The organism is Massilia yuzhufengensis, assembly GCF_900112225.1.
Classification (GTDB): domain Bacteria; phylum Pseudomonadota; class Gammaproteobacteria; order Burkholderiales; family Burkholderiaceae_D; genus Telluria; species Telluria yuzhufengensis.
This window is the reverse complement of the sequence record NZ_FOLD01000034.1, coordinates 16,686-31,161: the sequence shown is the minus strand read 5'-3', so window position 1 is coordinate 31,161 and position 14,476 is coordinate 16,686. Positions and strand designations below refer to the sequence as shown.

12 protein-coding genes and 1 pseudogene are annotated in these 14,476 nt (G+C 69.1%); 5 read left to right on the top strand and 8 right to left on the bottom strand.

The window, feature by feature from the left end; all coding sequences use genetic code 11:
• Window positions 1-9 precede the first annotated feature (9 nt).
• Both BM031_RS21315 and BM031_RS21310 read left to right on the top strand, forming a co-directional pair.
• The gene (locus BM031_RS21315) at window positions 10-3,540 is read left to right on the top strand and encodes a hybrid sensor histidine kinase/response regulator (RefSeq protein ID WP_091876563.1); all 3,531 of its coding nucleotides are present in this window, start codon (window positions 10-12) and stop codon (window positions 3,538-3,540) included.
• Window positions 3,537-4,457, top strand: coding sequence for a diguanylate cyclase domain-containing protein (locus BM031_RS21310; protein WP_091876562.1), 921 nt, complete (start codon window positions 3,537-3,539; stop codon window positions 4,455-4,457). Before BM031_RS21315 ends, BM031_RS21310 begins: the two co-directional genes overlap by 4 nt.
• 1 nt (window position 4,458) lies before the next feature.
• Here the strand turns inward: BM031_RS21310 and BM031_RS25280 are convergent, their stop codons facing one another.
• From BM031_RS25280 to BM031_RS21295, 3 genes and pseudogenes are all read right to left on the bottom strand, one after another.
• The gene (locus tag BM031_RS25280) at window positions 4,459-5,349 is read right to left on the bottom strand and encodes a hypothetical protein (protein ID WP_143084668.1); all 891 of its coding nucleotides are present in this window, start codon (window positions 5,347-5,349) and stop codon (window positions 4,459-4,461) included.
• A 103-nt stretch (window positions 5,350-5,452) separates the two neighbouring features.
• Window positions 5,453-6,055 (bottom strand): DedA family protein, encoded by a 603-nt coding sequence (locus tag BM031_RS21300; protein ID WP_091876560.1) that lies wholly within the window; start codon window positions 6,053-6,055, stop codon window positions 5,453-5,455.
• 46 nt (window positions 6,056-6,101) lie between these two features.
• A pseudogene (locus tag BM031_RS21295) lies at window positions 6,102-6,637 on the bottom strand (TMEM175 family protein).
• 354 nt (window positions 6,638-6,991) lie between these two features.
• Between BM031_RS21295 and BM031_RS21290 the strand changes: the two are divergent.
• Window positions 6,992-7,942, top strand: coding sequence for a LysR substrate-binding domain-containing protein (locus BM031_RS21290; RefSeq protein ID WP_091876559.1), 951 nt, complete (start codon window positions 6,992-6,994; stop codon window positions 7,940-7,942).
• Here BM031_RS21290 and BM031_RS21285 read toward each other — a convergent pair.
• The 4 genes from BM031_RS21285 to BM031_RS21270 all read right to left on the bottom strand — a co-directional run bounded on the left by BM031_RS21285 (window position 7,921) and on the right by BM031_RS21270 (window position 11,205).
• Entirely contained in the window at window positions 7,921-8,838 is a 918-nt protein-coding gene (locus BM031_RS21285) for a class I SAM-dependent methyltransferase (protein ID WP_091876590.1), read from the bottom strand. The two genes, BM031_RS21290 and BM031_RS21285, sit on opposite strands and share 22 nt — an antisense overlap.
• A 134-nt stretch (window positions 8,839-8,972) precedes the next feature.
• Window positions 8,973-9,356, bottom strand: coding sequence for an OsmC family protein (locus BM031_RS21280; RefSeq protein ID WP_091876558.1), 384 nt, complete (start codon window positions 9,354-9,356; stop codon window positions 8,973-8,975).
• 57 nt (window positions 9,357-9,413) lie between these two features.
• On the bottom strand, window positions 9,414-10,115 hold the full coding sequence (locus BM031_RS21275) for a pirin family protein (RefSeq protein WP_091876589.1): 702 nt from the start codon (window positions 10,113-10,115) through the stop codon (window positions 9,414-9,416).
• Window positions 10,116-10,287: 172 nt separating this feature from the next.
• Window positions 10,288-11,205 (bottom strand): LysR family transcriptional regulator, encoded by a 918-nt coding sequence (locus tag BM031_RS21270; RefSeq protein WP_091876557.1) that lies wholly within the window; start codon window positions 11,203-11,205, stop codon window positions 10,288-10,290.
• Window positions 11,206-11,365: 160 nt separating this feature from the next.
• On the opposite strand from BM031_RS21270, the gene BM031_RS21265 reads away from it, so the two are divergent.
• Window positions 11,366-13,243: a putative bifunctional diguanylate cyclase/phosphodiesterase gene (locus BM031_RS21265; protein WP_091876556.1), complete on the top strand. Its 1,878-nt coding sequence runs from the start codon at window positions 11,366-11,368 to the stop codon at window positions 13,241-13,243.
• Between the two features lie 217 nt (window positions 13,244-13,460).
• The gene (locus tag BM031_RS21260) at window positions 13,461-13,913 is read left to right on the top strand and encodes a hypothetical protein (RefSeq protein ID WP_091876555.1); all 453 of its coding nucleotides are present in this window, start codon (window positions 13,461-13,463) and stop codon (window positions 13,911-13,913) included.
• Here BM031_RS21260 and BM031_RS21255 read toward each other — a convergent pair.
• On the bottom strand, window positions 13,879-14,418 hold the full coding sequence (locus BM031_RS21255) for a GNAT family N-acetyltransferase (protein WP_218147630.1): 540 nt from the start codon (window positions 14,416-14,418) through the stop codon (window positions 13,879-13,881). The two genes, BM031_RS21260 and BM031_RS21255, sit on opposite strands and share 35 nt — an antisense overlap.
• Window positions 14,419-14,476: the final 58 nt, after the last annotated feature.

Below are 14,476 nucleotides of genomic sequence, written 5' to 3'. Positions count from 1 at the left end.
GGAGGCTGAATGAAGCGCGACGCCAACCTGCTGTTTTCCCGCCTCGGCCTGGCCGCGCTGCTGGTCCTGGCCCTGCTCGGCCTGGGCGCCAGCCCGGCCCACGCGAGCGCCCTGCAGCTGGCGCGCGACGCCCAGGTAGTCGAGGCCTGGCCCGCGGTCACCATCCTGCGCGACCCGGGCAGCACGCTGGACGCACGGGCGGCGCTGGCGCGCAGCGGCGAATTCGAACAACCGCGCACAGCCTATGCCACGCTGGGCATGCAGCCCGGGACCACCTGGGTGAAGATCCCGGTCGCGGTGGCGGCGGACGCCACCAATGGCTGGGTGATGCAGGTCGACTACGCGCTGCTCGACGAGGTCGACGTCCACCTGCAGGCGCCGGACGGCCTGCGCCTGGTCGCCAGCCTCGGGCGCATGCAGCAGCCGGCCGGCGACACCCTGCGCGGGCGGGTCCCGGGCGCCGTGCTGCGCCTGGCGCCGGGCGCCAGCTATACGGTGCTGCTGCGGGTGAAGTCGGTCGGCCCGAAGATCCTGCCGATCAGCTTCATGCAGCCGAACGCCGTGCTGCCGGCCGCACTGAGCGAGCAGATCCTGCAGGGGCTGCTGCTCGGGCTGCGCATCACCCTGTTCCTGTACGCGATCGGCCAGTGGTATACGCTGCGCGAACCGCTGTTCGGCAAGTACGCGCTGCTGGCCGGCGGCGTCACCATCTATTCCGCCGGCTGGTTCGGCATCGCCGGCCAGTACCTGTGGCCCGGCAACGCCTGGCTGCTGGAGCACGGCACCGGCCTGGCCTCGATCATGGCGTCCTGCGGCGCCTACCTGTTCGTCGAGCAGTCGCTGGCGCGGCCCGGCAAGGACCGCATCTTCAGCCTCCTGATGAAGACCTTCGCCGTCCTGTGCCTGGTCACCGCCGTCGGTTTCGGCGCCGGGGTGCTGGACCACAAGCAGCTGGTGCTGATCGTCGGTACGCTGGGCATCATGCCGATGCTGCTCGGGCTGCCGGGCGCCTGGCGCCGCACCCGCGCCGGCGACCCGGTGGGCAGCTACTTCCTGATCGGCTGGGCGGTCGCCTTCGCCTCGTCGCTGGTCACCGCGCAGCTCATCAACGGCAAGCTGCCGGCCAATTTCTGGACCATGCACGCGCTGGTGTTCGGCTCCACTTTCGACATGCTGATCTTCATGCGCATCCTCGGCCTGCGCACCAAGGACATGCAGTCGGCGATGCTGCGCGCCGAAGCCAGCACCCGCATGAAGTCCGAGTTCCTGGCCAACATGAGCCATGAGATCCGCACCCCGATGAACGCCATCATCGGCATGAGCCGGCTGTCGCTGATGCGCGAGCCGGCGCCGGCGGTGCGCAACTACCTGGGCAAGATTTTGGGCGCGAGCGAGCACCTGATGGGGATCATCAACGACATCCTCGACTTCTCGCGCATCGAAGCGGGCAAGCTCCATCTCGAAGCGGTGCCCTTCGATCTGGACGACACCCTGAACCACCTGGCCAGCCTGACCGACGTGCGCACCGCCGCCAAGGGGCTCGAACTGGTGTTCCGGGTCGGCCCCGGCGTGCCGCAGCGCCTGGTCGGCGACCCGCTGCGCCTGGGCCAGGTGCTGGTCAACCTCGCCGGCAATGCCGTCAAGTTCACCGAGCGCGGCGAGATCGTGGTGGCGGTGGAACTGCGCCCGGCCGCCGCCGGCCAGGCCGAGGACCAGGTACGGCTCGCGTTTTCCGTGAGCGACACCGGCATCGGCATGACGCCCGGCGAGATCAAGCGCCTGTTCCAGTCCTTCAGCCAGGCCGACAGCTCGACCACCCGCAAGTACGGCGGCACGGGCCTGGGCCTGTCGATCTCGCAGCGCCTGGTGGAACTGATGGGCGGCGAAATCACGGTGACCAGCACGCCGCAGCTTGGCAGCTGCTTCACCTTCACCGTGCCGCTCGGCGTGGCCGAGGGCGCAGCCGGCGCCACGCCGCAGCCCGCGTCGCTGCTGGACATGCGCGCGCTGGTGGTGGACGACAGCGCCAGTGCGCGCCTGGCCCTGGCCGAGATGCTCGGCAGCCTCGGCGTGCGCGCCGATACCGCGTCCTCCGGCGAGGAGTGCCTCGCCGTGCTGGCGCGCGCCGGCCAGGCCGGCCAGCCCTACCAGCTGGTGCTGATGGACTACCTGATGCCGGGGCTGGACGGGGTCCAGACCATCCGCCGCATCCGCCAGGACCTGGTCGACTTCGACGCCGCCGCGATCCCGCCGGCGATCCTGATGATCTCGGCCTTCACACGCGAAGCAGTCATGGCCGAACAGGGCGAACTGCCGGTCGACGCCTTCCTGCACAAGCCGGTCGGCCCGTCGGTGCTGTATCAGAGCCTGATGCAGGCCCTGCATCCGCAGGCCGGCGCCGGGCGCACGCAGGACGCCGGCCTGGCGCTGCCGGCCGACCTGCCGCGCCTGGACGGCGCGCGCATCCTGCTGGCCGAGGACAACGCCAACAACCGCGAGGTGGCGCTCGACTTCATGGCCAGCGCGCGCATGCAGGTGGACGTGGCCTTCAACGGGCGCGAGGCGGTGCGCATGGCGCTCGGCGGCGACTACGACCTGGTGCTGATGGACATCCAGATGCCCGAGCTCGACGGCCTCGCGGCCACGCGCGAGATCCGCGGCGCGGCCGGCGCCAAGCCGCGCCTGCGCGAGCTGCCGATCGTGGCGATGACGGCGCACGCGCTGCCGAGCGACCGCCTCAAGAGCCTGCAAGCGGGCATGAACGACCACGTGACCAAGCCGATCGACCCCGACCTGCTGTTCTGCACCCTGCTCAAATGGATCGACCCGGCGCGCCTGCAGGGCCGCAGCCTGCCGCCGCCGGCCAGCCAGCCGCGCCCTCCACGTGCTGAGGATGACGCGGGCGCGGAGCTGCCGCCGCTGCCGGCGATTCCCGGCATCGACTGGCGCCTGGCGCTGGAGAGCGTCGACGGCCAGCGCAGCCGCCTGCAAAAGCGGGCCGGCAGCTTCGTGCGCGAATACGCCTCGGCGCCGCGCATCCTGCGCGAGGCGCTGGGCGACGGCGACCACACGCGCCTGCAGTCGCTGGCGCACAACCTCAAGTCGAGTGCGGCCTATGTGGGCGCGTTCGACCTCGCCGCGGGCGCCAGCCGCCTCGAGCAGGACCTGCGCGCCGGCCAGCCGGAGCGGGTGGGCGTGCAGGTGCCGGCGCTGGTGGCGTCGGTGGAAACCGTGCTGGCCGGCCTGGCCCGCATCGCCGCCGCCGTGTTGCCCAACCCGGCCGAACCGGCCGCGCTGGCGGCCGCGCTGGGCGAAGTGATCGAGCGCCTGGAGCACTATCTGCGCGCCGACGACGCGCGCGCCGAGGACGCACTGGCCCAGCTCGACCTGCTGGTGGCCGGCAGCCTGCTGGCCGAAGCAGGCGCGCCGGCCCTGGCCGCCGTGCGGCGCGCCGTGGCCGATATCGAGTATGCTGCCGCGCTGGCGCCCCTGGCCACGCTGGCCGGGCAGCTCGACACTAGCCTGGAAGCAAGCGCATGAATGTAGCGGACACCCAGAAAGTCCTGGTGGCGGACGACGACGCCATCAACCGCGAGGTGCTGGGCGAGCTGCTCAAGCCCGAGTACACGGTGCTGCTGGCCAAGAACGGCGCCCAGACCCTGGAGCGCGCCGCGCGCCACCTGCCGGACCTGATCCTGCTCGACGTGATGATGCCCGACATGGATGGCTACGAGGTGCTGCGGCGCCTGCGCGCCGATCCGCAGACCGCGCACATCGCCGTGATCTTCATCTCGGGCCTGGACCGGCCCGAGGACGAAGCCAATGGCCTCAAGATGGGCGCCTCCGACTACATCGTCAAGCCCTTCAACGCCACCGTCGTGATGGCGCGGGTGGCGCTGCACCTGCAGGTGGTGCGCCAGCGCCGCATGCTCGAGCGCCTGGCCAACGTCGACGGCCTCACCGAGCTGGCCAACCGGCGCCGCTTCGACGAACTCTACGAACACGAATGGCAGCGCGCACGCCGCGGCAGCCAGCCGCTGTCCCTGGCCCTGCTCGACATCGACGCCTTCAAGCAGTACAACGACCGCTACGGCCACCCGGCCGGCGACCGCGCCCTGCGCGCCGTGTCGCGCCTGGCCGCGGCCGGCATGCGGCGCCCGGCCGACCTGGCGGCGCGCTACGGGGGCGAAGAACTGGTGCTCTTGATGCCGGAAACCGGGGCGCTCGAGGCGCAAGGGGTGGTCGCGGGCATCTGCACGGCCATCGCGCAGTTGATGATCCCGCACGAAGCATCGAACGTCGCGCCGATCCTGACGGTGAGCGTGGGCGGCGCCACCCTGGAGCCGGGCAGCCGCGAACAATCGGCCGAACTGTTCGAGGCTGCCGACACCCACCTGTACCGCGCCAAGCAGGCGGGCCGCAACTGCAGCATCTGGCGCGAATCCGCCGGCGCCTGATTCAGCCTTTGCAGGCGAGCCCGAAGCGGGTCGCCTCGCAGCCGCGCTTGATGCAGGCGGTGGCGTGGTAGCCGGCCGCGCGGCATAGGCGCAGGGTTTCGGCCAGCGGGCTCTCGGCGGGCTGTTCGGACGCGGGTCGCGCCGGCGGCGGCGCGGGCGCACGCGCAAGGATGCGCTCGCGCGGCGGTGTCGGTTTCTTCGTCTTTTCCTGCGCGGCAGTGCTGCGCTTCGCCGGCGCTGCGGCGGCGCTGCGGCGTTCGGGCGGGCGCTTCGCGGCCGACTTCTTCACGGGCGGCGCGGGAGGCTCGGCGATGACGACGGGTTCGGTAGGCGCCGGCTCGGGCTCGGGCTCGGGCTCGGGCGGCAGCAGCTTGAGCGGCGGCAGGTCCACGGGCACGGGGGAGGGCTCAGGCAGTGCAGCGGGCGGCCTCGCGGCGACGCTCGGCGGCGTATGGCCTGCGACCATCGCCAGCGTCGATTCGACCTTGGTCTCGCGGTAGGTCCAGGCCGCGCCGGCGGCCAGCGCCAGCACGGCCGCCGCAGCCGCGGTCCAGCCCAGCGCCTTGCGGCCCCAGCGTTCGGGCCATGGCGGTGGCTCCGGTGGCAGTGGTCGGGCCCAATCCGCCGCGGGGCTGGCAGACGCCGAAGGCCATGGGGGAATGTGCGGGGCCGCGCGTGGCGGTTCCGGTGCAGGAGTTGGGCGCGCGCGCGGCGGCGCTTCCGGTGGCGGCGGCGCCGCCTCACGGCTGCGCCACACCGCGGCGCGATTGCGCTGGGTCTGGTCGGCATCCGGCTCGGGCGCCGGGGGCGGCGCCGGCCGCGCGCGACGGGGCGGGGCCGCTGCGACGGCCGACTGGCTGTCGCCGATATCTTCCAACAAACGCTTCTTCATGGGCAAGGCCTGCGTGCGAACAGGCCGAGTGTAGCCGAATGTGCGCCGCCATGGGTGGCGCGCTGCGGCGCACGCGCCACACCCGGCCCCCGCGTGCGGCGCTTCAGGCCTTGGCCGGGCGATGCGTGATCACCCGGTAGATGTACCAGGCCAGCAGGATCCCGAAGATCCCTTTCGACACCGGATCGATGTATTTGCCGATCTGCTCGTAATTGTTCTCGAGCAGGAAGCCACCCGCCGTGAGCAGGCCGGTCCAGGCCAGCGAACCGATCGTCGAGTACAGGAGGAACTGGCCCAGCGACATGCAGGCCAGCCCGGCCGGCACCGAGATCAGGGTGCGGATGGCCGGGATCAGGCGTCCGAACAGGACCACGGTACGGCCGTGGCGGTCGAAGGCGGCGATGGCCTTGTCGATGTCCTCGGCCGTCACCGTCATCCAGCGCGCATGGCCGTCGGCAAATTTCTTCAGCCGCTCCTTGCCATAGATGCGCGCGCCGTAATACCACGGCAAGGCGCCCGCGATCGAACCGGCGGTGCCGGCGACCAGCACGCCGACCAGGTTCAGGTCGCCACGGGCGACGACGAAGCCGGCAAAGGGCATGATGAGTTCGGATGGAATGGGCGGGAAGATATTCTCCAGTGCCATCAGCGCGAAGACGCCGACATAGCCGCTGGTTTCCAGGAATTCGGTAATGAACTTGAACATGGTGACAGGCTCCGCGATCGATAGTCGGAGCAACGATACCATCCTGTCAAGAATGCCTGCGCCCGCCTGACTCCGCTTCCGGCACGGCCCGTGCTGCCGCCGGCCTCAGCCATAACAAGGCCAGCACCACATGGATCAGCGCGCCAAACGGCGGCATCCACACGGACACCGCCACCGCCAGCGCGTACAGGAAGATCGACAGCCGGTTCTTGCGGCTGTCCCAGGCCAGGTCCGGATGGCTGGCGCCCGCCCCGCGCAGGCTGGCCGCCAGCAGCATGAACGCAACCGAGCACAGCAGCAGCACCACCCCGTACAGGGAGACCGGCCCCGGATCCATCGGATGCTCGCCGGCCCAGGCCGTCACGAAGGGAATGAGGGAAATCCAGAACAGCAGGTGCAGGTTGGCCCACAGCGCCCGGCCGTCCACCCGCTCGACGCGATCGAGCAGCGCATGGTGGTTGACCCAGTAAATGCCCACATAGACATAACTGAGCGAGTAACGCAGCCACCCCGGCAACACCGCCGCCAGGTCGGCCAGGCTGGTGGAATGGTGGAATGCGGCGGCTTCAATTCGAGCACCATGATGGTAATGGCGATCGCAATCACGCCGTCGCTGAAGGCTTCGAGCCGGTTCTTGTTCATCATCCCCACCATCCTAACGCGCCAAGCCCCACCCCGCCCCCTCCCAATGGCCAGTAAGCCATATCCTCACAACGTCGTAACTTCGGGGTCAGGTCTGACATTTGGACACGAGCTCAACTGTAGGTACCTACCATCCACGTCCAATGCGCAACAAATAACCGGCACCCAATGATTCAGGCGATGTCGCTTGCCGATCTGCGAGGCAATAGCAGAGCTCGTGTCCAATTGTCAGACCTGACCCCGAAGTGGAACAAGTTGGGTACCATGGGGGATTGCTGACAACAGGGAATGTAATTGCTCAAGCTTAGCCTCGACGCACTCGAGATCGTCGAAACCATTGCCCGCAAGGGCTCGTTCGCCGGTGCCGCGAAGGAGTTGTTTCGCGTGCCTTCCACTATTTCGTACACGGTCTCGAAGCTCGAGGATGACCTGGGCGTGCGCCTGTTCGACCGCTTCGGGCCCCGGGTGGCGTTGACGCCGGCGGGCAAGGAGCTGCTCAAGGAGGGCCGCTACCTGCTGCGCGCGGCGGGCGACCTGGAGTCACGGGTGCGGCGGGTGGCCTCGGGATGGGAGACGGGGCTGGCGATCGGGATGGATTCGATGCTCTCGCCCGCCGCGCTGCAGCCGGAGATCGAAGCCTTCTACGGCGTGGCCGACCAAACCCGGCTGCGCCTGGTGCGCGAGGTGCTGTCCGGGACCTGGGATGCGCTGCTCGACCGCCGCGTCGACCTGCTGGTGGGGGCGGCCGGCGAAGGGCCGTCCGGCGGCGGGTACACGGCCGAGGCGATCGGCAGCAGCAGCTTCGTGTTCGCGGTGGCGCCTGGCCATCCGCTGGCGGGCCTGGCCCACCCGCTCGACAAGTCCGACCTGCTGCCCTACCGCGCGATTTCGGTCTCGGATTCGGCGCGCCAGCTCGGCGCCCGCACGGTCGGCCTGCTGTTTGGCCAGGACACGCTGGCCGTGCCCGACATGGAGACCAAGTACGAATTCCAGCTCAAGGGCATCGGCTTCGGCTTCCTGCCCGAAGCCTGGGCCCGCCCGGCGATCGACGCCGGCCTGCTGGTCGAGAAGGAAGTGGTCGAGCCCAAGCCGGACGAAACCTTCTACCTGGCCTGGCGCAGCGGCGAGGATGGGGCCGCGCTGACATGGTGGCTGCAACGGATACGCGCGCAGTCGCCGTTTGAACGCATGATCGGCCGCCACTGCCATGAAGCGGCCATTGTTCAGGCCGGCCGGGCAAAATAGATGAAGGTGCTCCTGGGGTAGATGTGGCGGTAGACCGGCCGCGCCAGCGTTTTCAGCGCGGATTTCGGGTTCATCCAGCCCGAGCTGCTGTTATACAGCTTGCGCAGCGACGGCCGCAGCAGCGCCAGCCCCGCCCCGCGCCCCAGCGCGGCCAGGGACGCATGGGTGAAAGCGTTGACATGCTCGAACGGGGCGATCGGCATGATGTCGGCCTCGCCAAGGGCGGCGAAGCTCCTGGCGCCGAGCAGCTTGCGCAGTGAATGTGCGGCGTCGGGGACGCTGACCTTCACCACCCCGCCCGGGCGCAGCGACCTACCCAGGCGCCTGAGCATGTCGCCGGGTTCGAGCAGGTGCTCGAATACCTGTTCGGTATTGATGAAGTGATATTCGCCCTGCGGCAGCGCCGAGGCATCCAGCACCGGGATGCCAACCGACCTCGCGTAATCGATCCTGACCTCCGACAATTCGGCGCCGCAGACGTCGCAGCCATAGGCGCCCGCCATCTTGGCCCACTCGGCCCAGCCGAAGCCGAAGTCGAGCGCCTTGACAGCGCCCGGCCGCAGGCGGAAATGCTCCAGCATGAATTCCACCTGGGCGGCCAGGTAGCGGTAGTCGTCCAGGCCCCAGCGCGCGGCCACGAGCGCGCGCTCGGTGGCGGGCAGCCACTGGTCGTAGATTTCTTCCAGCAGTGCCGGCGCCGGAACCTGGGCCTGGTAGGCCAGGCCGCAATGCCGGCAGCGGGCCAGCTCGTAGTCATAGCCGGAGAAGTCGCGCGCCACCCGCTGCTGGTAGTGGGCAAGCAGGTAGCGGGTGATGGCGGGACTGTCGAGGGGCTCGCGGTACAGCGTGGTGCTGGCCTGGCCGTGGCAGCCGGGGCAGCGCTCCCGCTTGAGCATGATCGGACGCGACGATGCAGCCACCCCAGCCCCCTTTGCGCACGCATTTACCTTCACATTGCCCTTCCGGACAACGCCGATGGTAGGCCGATCGCCACGGCCGCGCCAGCGCGCACGTATCGTGCGCGGCACATTCACATGGCCTGCGTGTCGATACGGATAGTGCCCGATAAGGTCTTGTGTACCGGGCATTTATTCGCGACATCGGTCAAGCGCTGGCGGTCTTCCGGGCCGAGCTCGCCGACGTACTCGATGTGGCGCTGGAAGGCATAGCCGCCATCCTTCTGCCCGTGGCTGATGCGCACCCGCACATCGTCGAGCAGCATGCCCTTGCGCTTCGCATACATCGTCACCGTCAGCGCGGTGCAGGCGGCCAGCGCCGCGGCCAACAGGTCGTGCGGTTCGGGGCCGCTGTCCTCGCCGCCCAGGGCGTCCGGTGCGTCGCTGAGCAGCTGGTGGCGGCCGATGCCGATCACCTGCTGCAGCTTGCCGCTCCCTTTGTGTGCAGTCACTTCCATCGCATTCCTCCTTGAATTCGCATGGCGCGGACGGCGCCGCGCCTGTCGCTCATGCTTTTATTGTGGCAGGTCGAAGACCAGGATCTCGGCCGCGTCGGCCTGCGCCAGCTGCACCGCCTCTTCGTCCGTCAGCTTCAGCGCGTCGCCGCCCGACAGCTGCACGCCGTTCACGGTGACGCTGCCGCGGATCACGTGGACGTAGGCCTGGCGGCCCGCCGCCAACTGGTGGCTCAGTGCATCGCCATTGCCCATGATGGTGGCGTAGATCGCGGCATCCTGGCGCATCGAGACCGAGCCTTCGCGGCCGTCGTTCGAGGCGATCAGGCGCAGGCGGCCCTGTTTCGAGGCGGCGTCGAAATGCTTTTCCTCGTAGCCCGGCGCTTCGCTTTTCGTGTTCGGCTCGATCCAGATCTGCAGGAAGTGCACCTCCTCTTGCTTCGAGTGGTTGTACTCGCTGTGCACCACGCCGCTGCCCGCACTCATGCGCTGCACGTCACCGTAGCGCAGCACCGAACCGTTGCCCATGCTGTCCTGGTGCGCCAGCTCGCCTTCCAGCACATAGGAGATGATTTCCATGTCGCGGTGGCCGTGCGAATCGAAGCCGCGGCCGGGCGCCACATGGTCTTCGTTGATCACGCGCAGTGGTCCGAAGCCCATGTGCTTCAGGTCGTAGTAGTGGCCAAACGAGAAGCTGTGCTGGGAATTGAGCCAGCCAAAGCTGGCGGCGCCGCGTTCATTGCTTTTACGTACGTTTAACATGGTATTCTCCTTTTCGTTATGGACCATCGAAGGCTTCGATCACTGGCGGCCTGCCCGCTGCCTGCCCCGTCGTTGCTATCGTTCGATACGATGGAGTCATTATGCTCGCCTCGCTACGGCTTGAAAAACGGATAATTTGCAGATCAATCATCGATTTTTTCGATTGTCCACCTCAGCGGTCCAGGTACAGGTCGGGATCGGCCGCGAACAGCGCACCCAGCCATCCGGCAAAGGCTTGCAGGCGCGCACTCGCCATGCGCCCCTGCGGATACAGCAGCGAGATCGGCATGCTGGTGGGCGCCACGCCCGGCAGCACCTCCACCAGCGCGCCGCTGGCCAGGTGCGGCCGCGCCTGGTAACGCCCGACCTGGGCCAGGCCGAGGCCCTGCAGCGCGCAACTGAGATTCGCTTCCGCGTCGTTGACGGCGATCGCACTGCCCAGCGCCAGCTTGCGCACTCCCGCGCCGCTAGTGAACTCCCAGTCGAAGGCGCGCCCGGTGCGCCCCGAAAAATGCACCACGCCCTCATGCCCGGCCAGGTCGTCCAGCGACGCCGGCACGCCGCGCGCGGCCAGGTAGGACGGCGCGGCCGTCACCAGGAAGCGCATGCTGCCCAGCGGGCGCGCCACCGGCGACGAATCCTGCAGCGCGCCGACCCGCACTGCGCAATCGAGCCCCTCCCGGGTCAGGTCGACCAGCCGCTCGCCCAGGCTGATCGCCAGCGCGACGCCGGGATAGGCCGCGCGAAAGCTCCCGATGCGGGGCACGATCCGGGCCCGGCCCAGCGTCCCGGGCAGCTCCACCCGCAACAGGCCCTGCGGCCCGCCGCCCTGTCCGCCCAGGAAAGGCGCTTCGGCCGCGTCGACCGCGGCCAGGATGTCGGCGCACTGCTGGTAGAAGCGCTCGCCCTCGGGCGTGAGCGAGAGCCGGCGCGTGGTCCGCTGCAGCAGCCGGGCGCCGAGGAAGGTTTCCAGGTTCTGCATGGCGGCCGTGAGCGAGGCGCGCGGCAAGTTCAGGGTTTCGGCCGCCTTCGTGAAGCTGTTCGCCTCGACGATGCGTACGAATACCTGCATGGCCTTGAGCTTGTCCATGGCCGTCCCTTGTATTTTGTCATTGCGCCAATTATGCGGCAGGCCGGCCTGCATGGCCTAGCTGGCCGGATGGGCGGGCCCGTGCGTGCTCCCGTCTCCGGCGCGCTATGGTCTAATCTCCCCATCGCACCCGCCCCACCCGAACCGCAAGGCAAGCACGATGGAACGACCCCGCATCCCGCTCGACGAGGCCCAGCGCCTGGCCGCCCTGCACGCCACCCGGCTGCTGGGCAGCGCGCCGGAAGAAACCTTCGACCGCATCACCCGCATCGCGGCGCGCCTGCTCGCCGTGCCGATCGCGCTGGTGTCGCTGGTGGACAAGGACCGCCAGTGGTTCAAGTCGCGCACCGGGATGGATGCCCGCGAGACGCCGCGCGACATCTCCTTTTGCGGCCATGCCATCAATAGCGACCAGCCGATGGTGGTGCCCGACGCCGCCCTCGACGCGCGCTTCGCCGACAACCCGCTGGTCACCGGCCCGACCGGGGTGCGCTTCTATGCCGGCGTGCAGCTGTATTCGGTGGACCGCAAGAAGATCGGCACCCTGTGCGTCATGGACCGCCAGCCGCGCCGGCTCGACGAGGGCGAACTCGATGCGCTGCGCGACCTGGCGCGCATGGTGGAGCAGCTGGTCTACCACCGCCAGCTGGCGATGGCCGCCCAGACCCTGAGCGAGCGCCTGCAGGACGCCTGCACCTCGGGCGGCGCCGCGGCCGAACCTAACAGCGCCTCGGGCGAGCTGGCCTGGCTGGTGGCGCACGACCTGCTCACCGGCCTGCCGAACCGCCAGGCGATGCTGCGCGCGATCGGGCAAAGCATCGCCAACTGGCGCGCCGACGGCACGCCGGCGCTGGTGGCCTGCATCAACGTCGACCGCTTCAAGCGCTTCAACGAGCTGCTGGGCCACCGGGCCGGCGACGACATCCTGGTGGGAATCGCCACCAGCCTGCAGGCGCTGCTGCGCGAGGGCGACATGCTGGCGCGCGCCGGCAGCGACGAATTCCTGGTGCTGCTGCACGCGCGCGGCGAGCACCCGGAGCCGGAACGCGCGCTCGAGCGCATCATGGCGGCGGCCAACCGCGCCGTGCCCACGGCCAGCGGCGAGATCGCCCTCACCTGCAGCATCGGCACCGCGCTGCTGCCGCAAGACGGCGACGACGCCGACGCCCTCCTCAACAACGCCGTTACCGCCATGATGCATGCCAAGGCCCAGGGCCGCGGCAACATCCAGCGCTTCATGCCCGGCCTGCGCACCGAACAGGGCCGCCGGCTCACGCTCGAGAGCCACCTGCGGCGCGCCATCGCCCAGGGCGAACTGTTCGTGCAATACCAGCCCAAGGTCGACCTGCGCAGCAGCCTGCTCGCCGGCTTCGAGGCGCTGGTGCGCTGGCGCCACCCGGAGTTCGGCGTGATCCGGCCCGACGAATTCATTCCCATCGCCGAGGAAAGCGGAATGGCCCTGCCGATCGGCGAGTGGATGATGCGCAGCGCCGTCGCCCAGCTGGTGGCCTGGCGCGCCGAAGGCCTGCCGCTGGCGCCGGTCGCGGTAAATTTGTCGGCGCCCCAGTTCCTGCAAAGCGATGTGATCGACAGCGTGCGCCAGCAGCTGGAACAGTCGGGGCTAGCGCCCGGCATGCTGGAACTGGAACTGACCGAAAGCGTGTCGATGGCCGACCCGGAGCGCAGCGTGGTGGTGATGCAGGGACTGCGCGCGCTGGGCGTCCTGCTCAGCATCGACGATTTCGGCACCGGCTACTCGAGCTTCAGCTACCTGCGCCGCCTGCCGCTCGACAAGCTCAAGATCGACAAGTCCTTCGTGAAGGACATGGCGAACAGCGCCGAGTCGGTGGCCATCGTGCAGGCCATCGTCGCGATGGCGCACCAGCTGCAGCTGACCGTGATCGCGGAAGGGGTCGACACGGCGGAACAGGTCGCGGCCCTGCGCAAGGCGGAGTGCGACCAGATCCAGGGGTATTACTATTCGGAGCCGCTGGCGGCGGAAGACTGCGCAGCCTTCATCCGCCAATACTCCGCGTAGGGTGGTCGGCTGTGCCGACCGTGCGTTCAACTACCCGTCGTGGGCCGCAAACCTGGATTGAACGCGCGGCCGGCGAAGCCGGCCACCCTTGTTGATGCAGCGTGGGCGGACACCAGCGTCACGCCCCGCATCTGGTCTCCCGCGCGGCTTCCCCTCCGCCTTTTTTACGGAACTGGCCCTATAATCGGGCGCTTGTGTACTTAACTCCAGGACCACGATGAAAGCACTGCCCCTCTCCCTGCTCCTGCTCTCGGGCGCCGCCATGGCCGACGACCAGGCCATCCTCGCTTGCCGCACGATGACCGATACGGCCGCCCGACTGGCCTGCTACGACGCGATCAAGGTCGGGACCAGGGCGCCTGCGGCGCCCGTCGCCGCCGCGCTGCCTGCCCGCAGCAAGGAAGAAAACTTTGGCATGGAAGTGGCGAAGATGCGCGAAGAAAGCCCGAAGTCGGTCAGCAGCACCGTGGTCGGCAACTTCGCAGGCTGGGGCCCGGGCTCGCAGATCCGCCTGGCCAACGGCCAGGTATGGCGCATCATCGACGGCAGCGAAGCGGTGCTGACGCCGGCGCGCGACCAGAAGGTGACGATCGAGCGCAATATGTTCGGCACGCTGTTCCTGAAGGTGGAAGGCTCTAACAGTTCGGCAAAGGTGCGCCGGGTCCAGTAAGCACGCGCGTCATGTACTGCGCGCCGCCCGGATAACTGGCCAGGGCCGCGCGCGCCTGCGGGCAGGCCGGCGCGCTGGCGCGGTAGCCCAGCGCCGACCAGAATCCCTCGCTGCCCTGCACCGACACCAGCGCCGACGCCGGCAAGCCGCGCCTGTGCGCCGCTTCCAGCAAGTAGCCGACCAAGGCGCGCGCCAGCCCGCGCCCGAGCGCCCGCGGCGCCACCGCCAGGTCGTGCAGGTAAAGCGCGTCGGCATCGGGCGCGACCGTGAACAGGCCGTCGAGGGGCGTCACCTTGCCCAACCGGCTCGGGTAGGCGAACAGGTAGGCGCACACCCCCTCCCTGTCCACCGCCACGGCGCAGCTGTCGCCGGCATCGCGGATGCGGGCCTGCACCACGCAAGCCGGCTCCTGCATCGATGCCGGATAGCACGCGGCCTGCACGGCGAGGATGGCGGCGAGGTCGGCGGCGCGCATTGCGCGCAAGCGCCAATGGCTGTCCTGCATGATCGTTTCTTCGCTAAAACCCGGGGCCGGTATCCTAGCATGCCGCGCTTCGTATTTC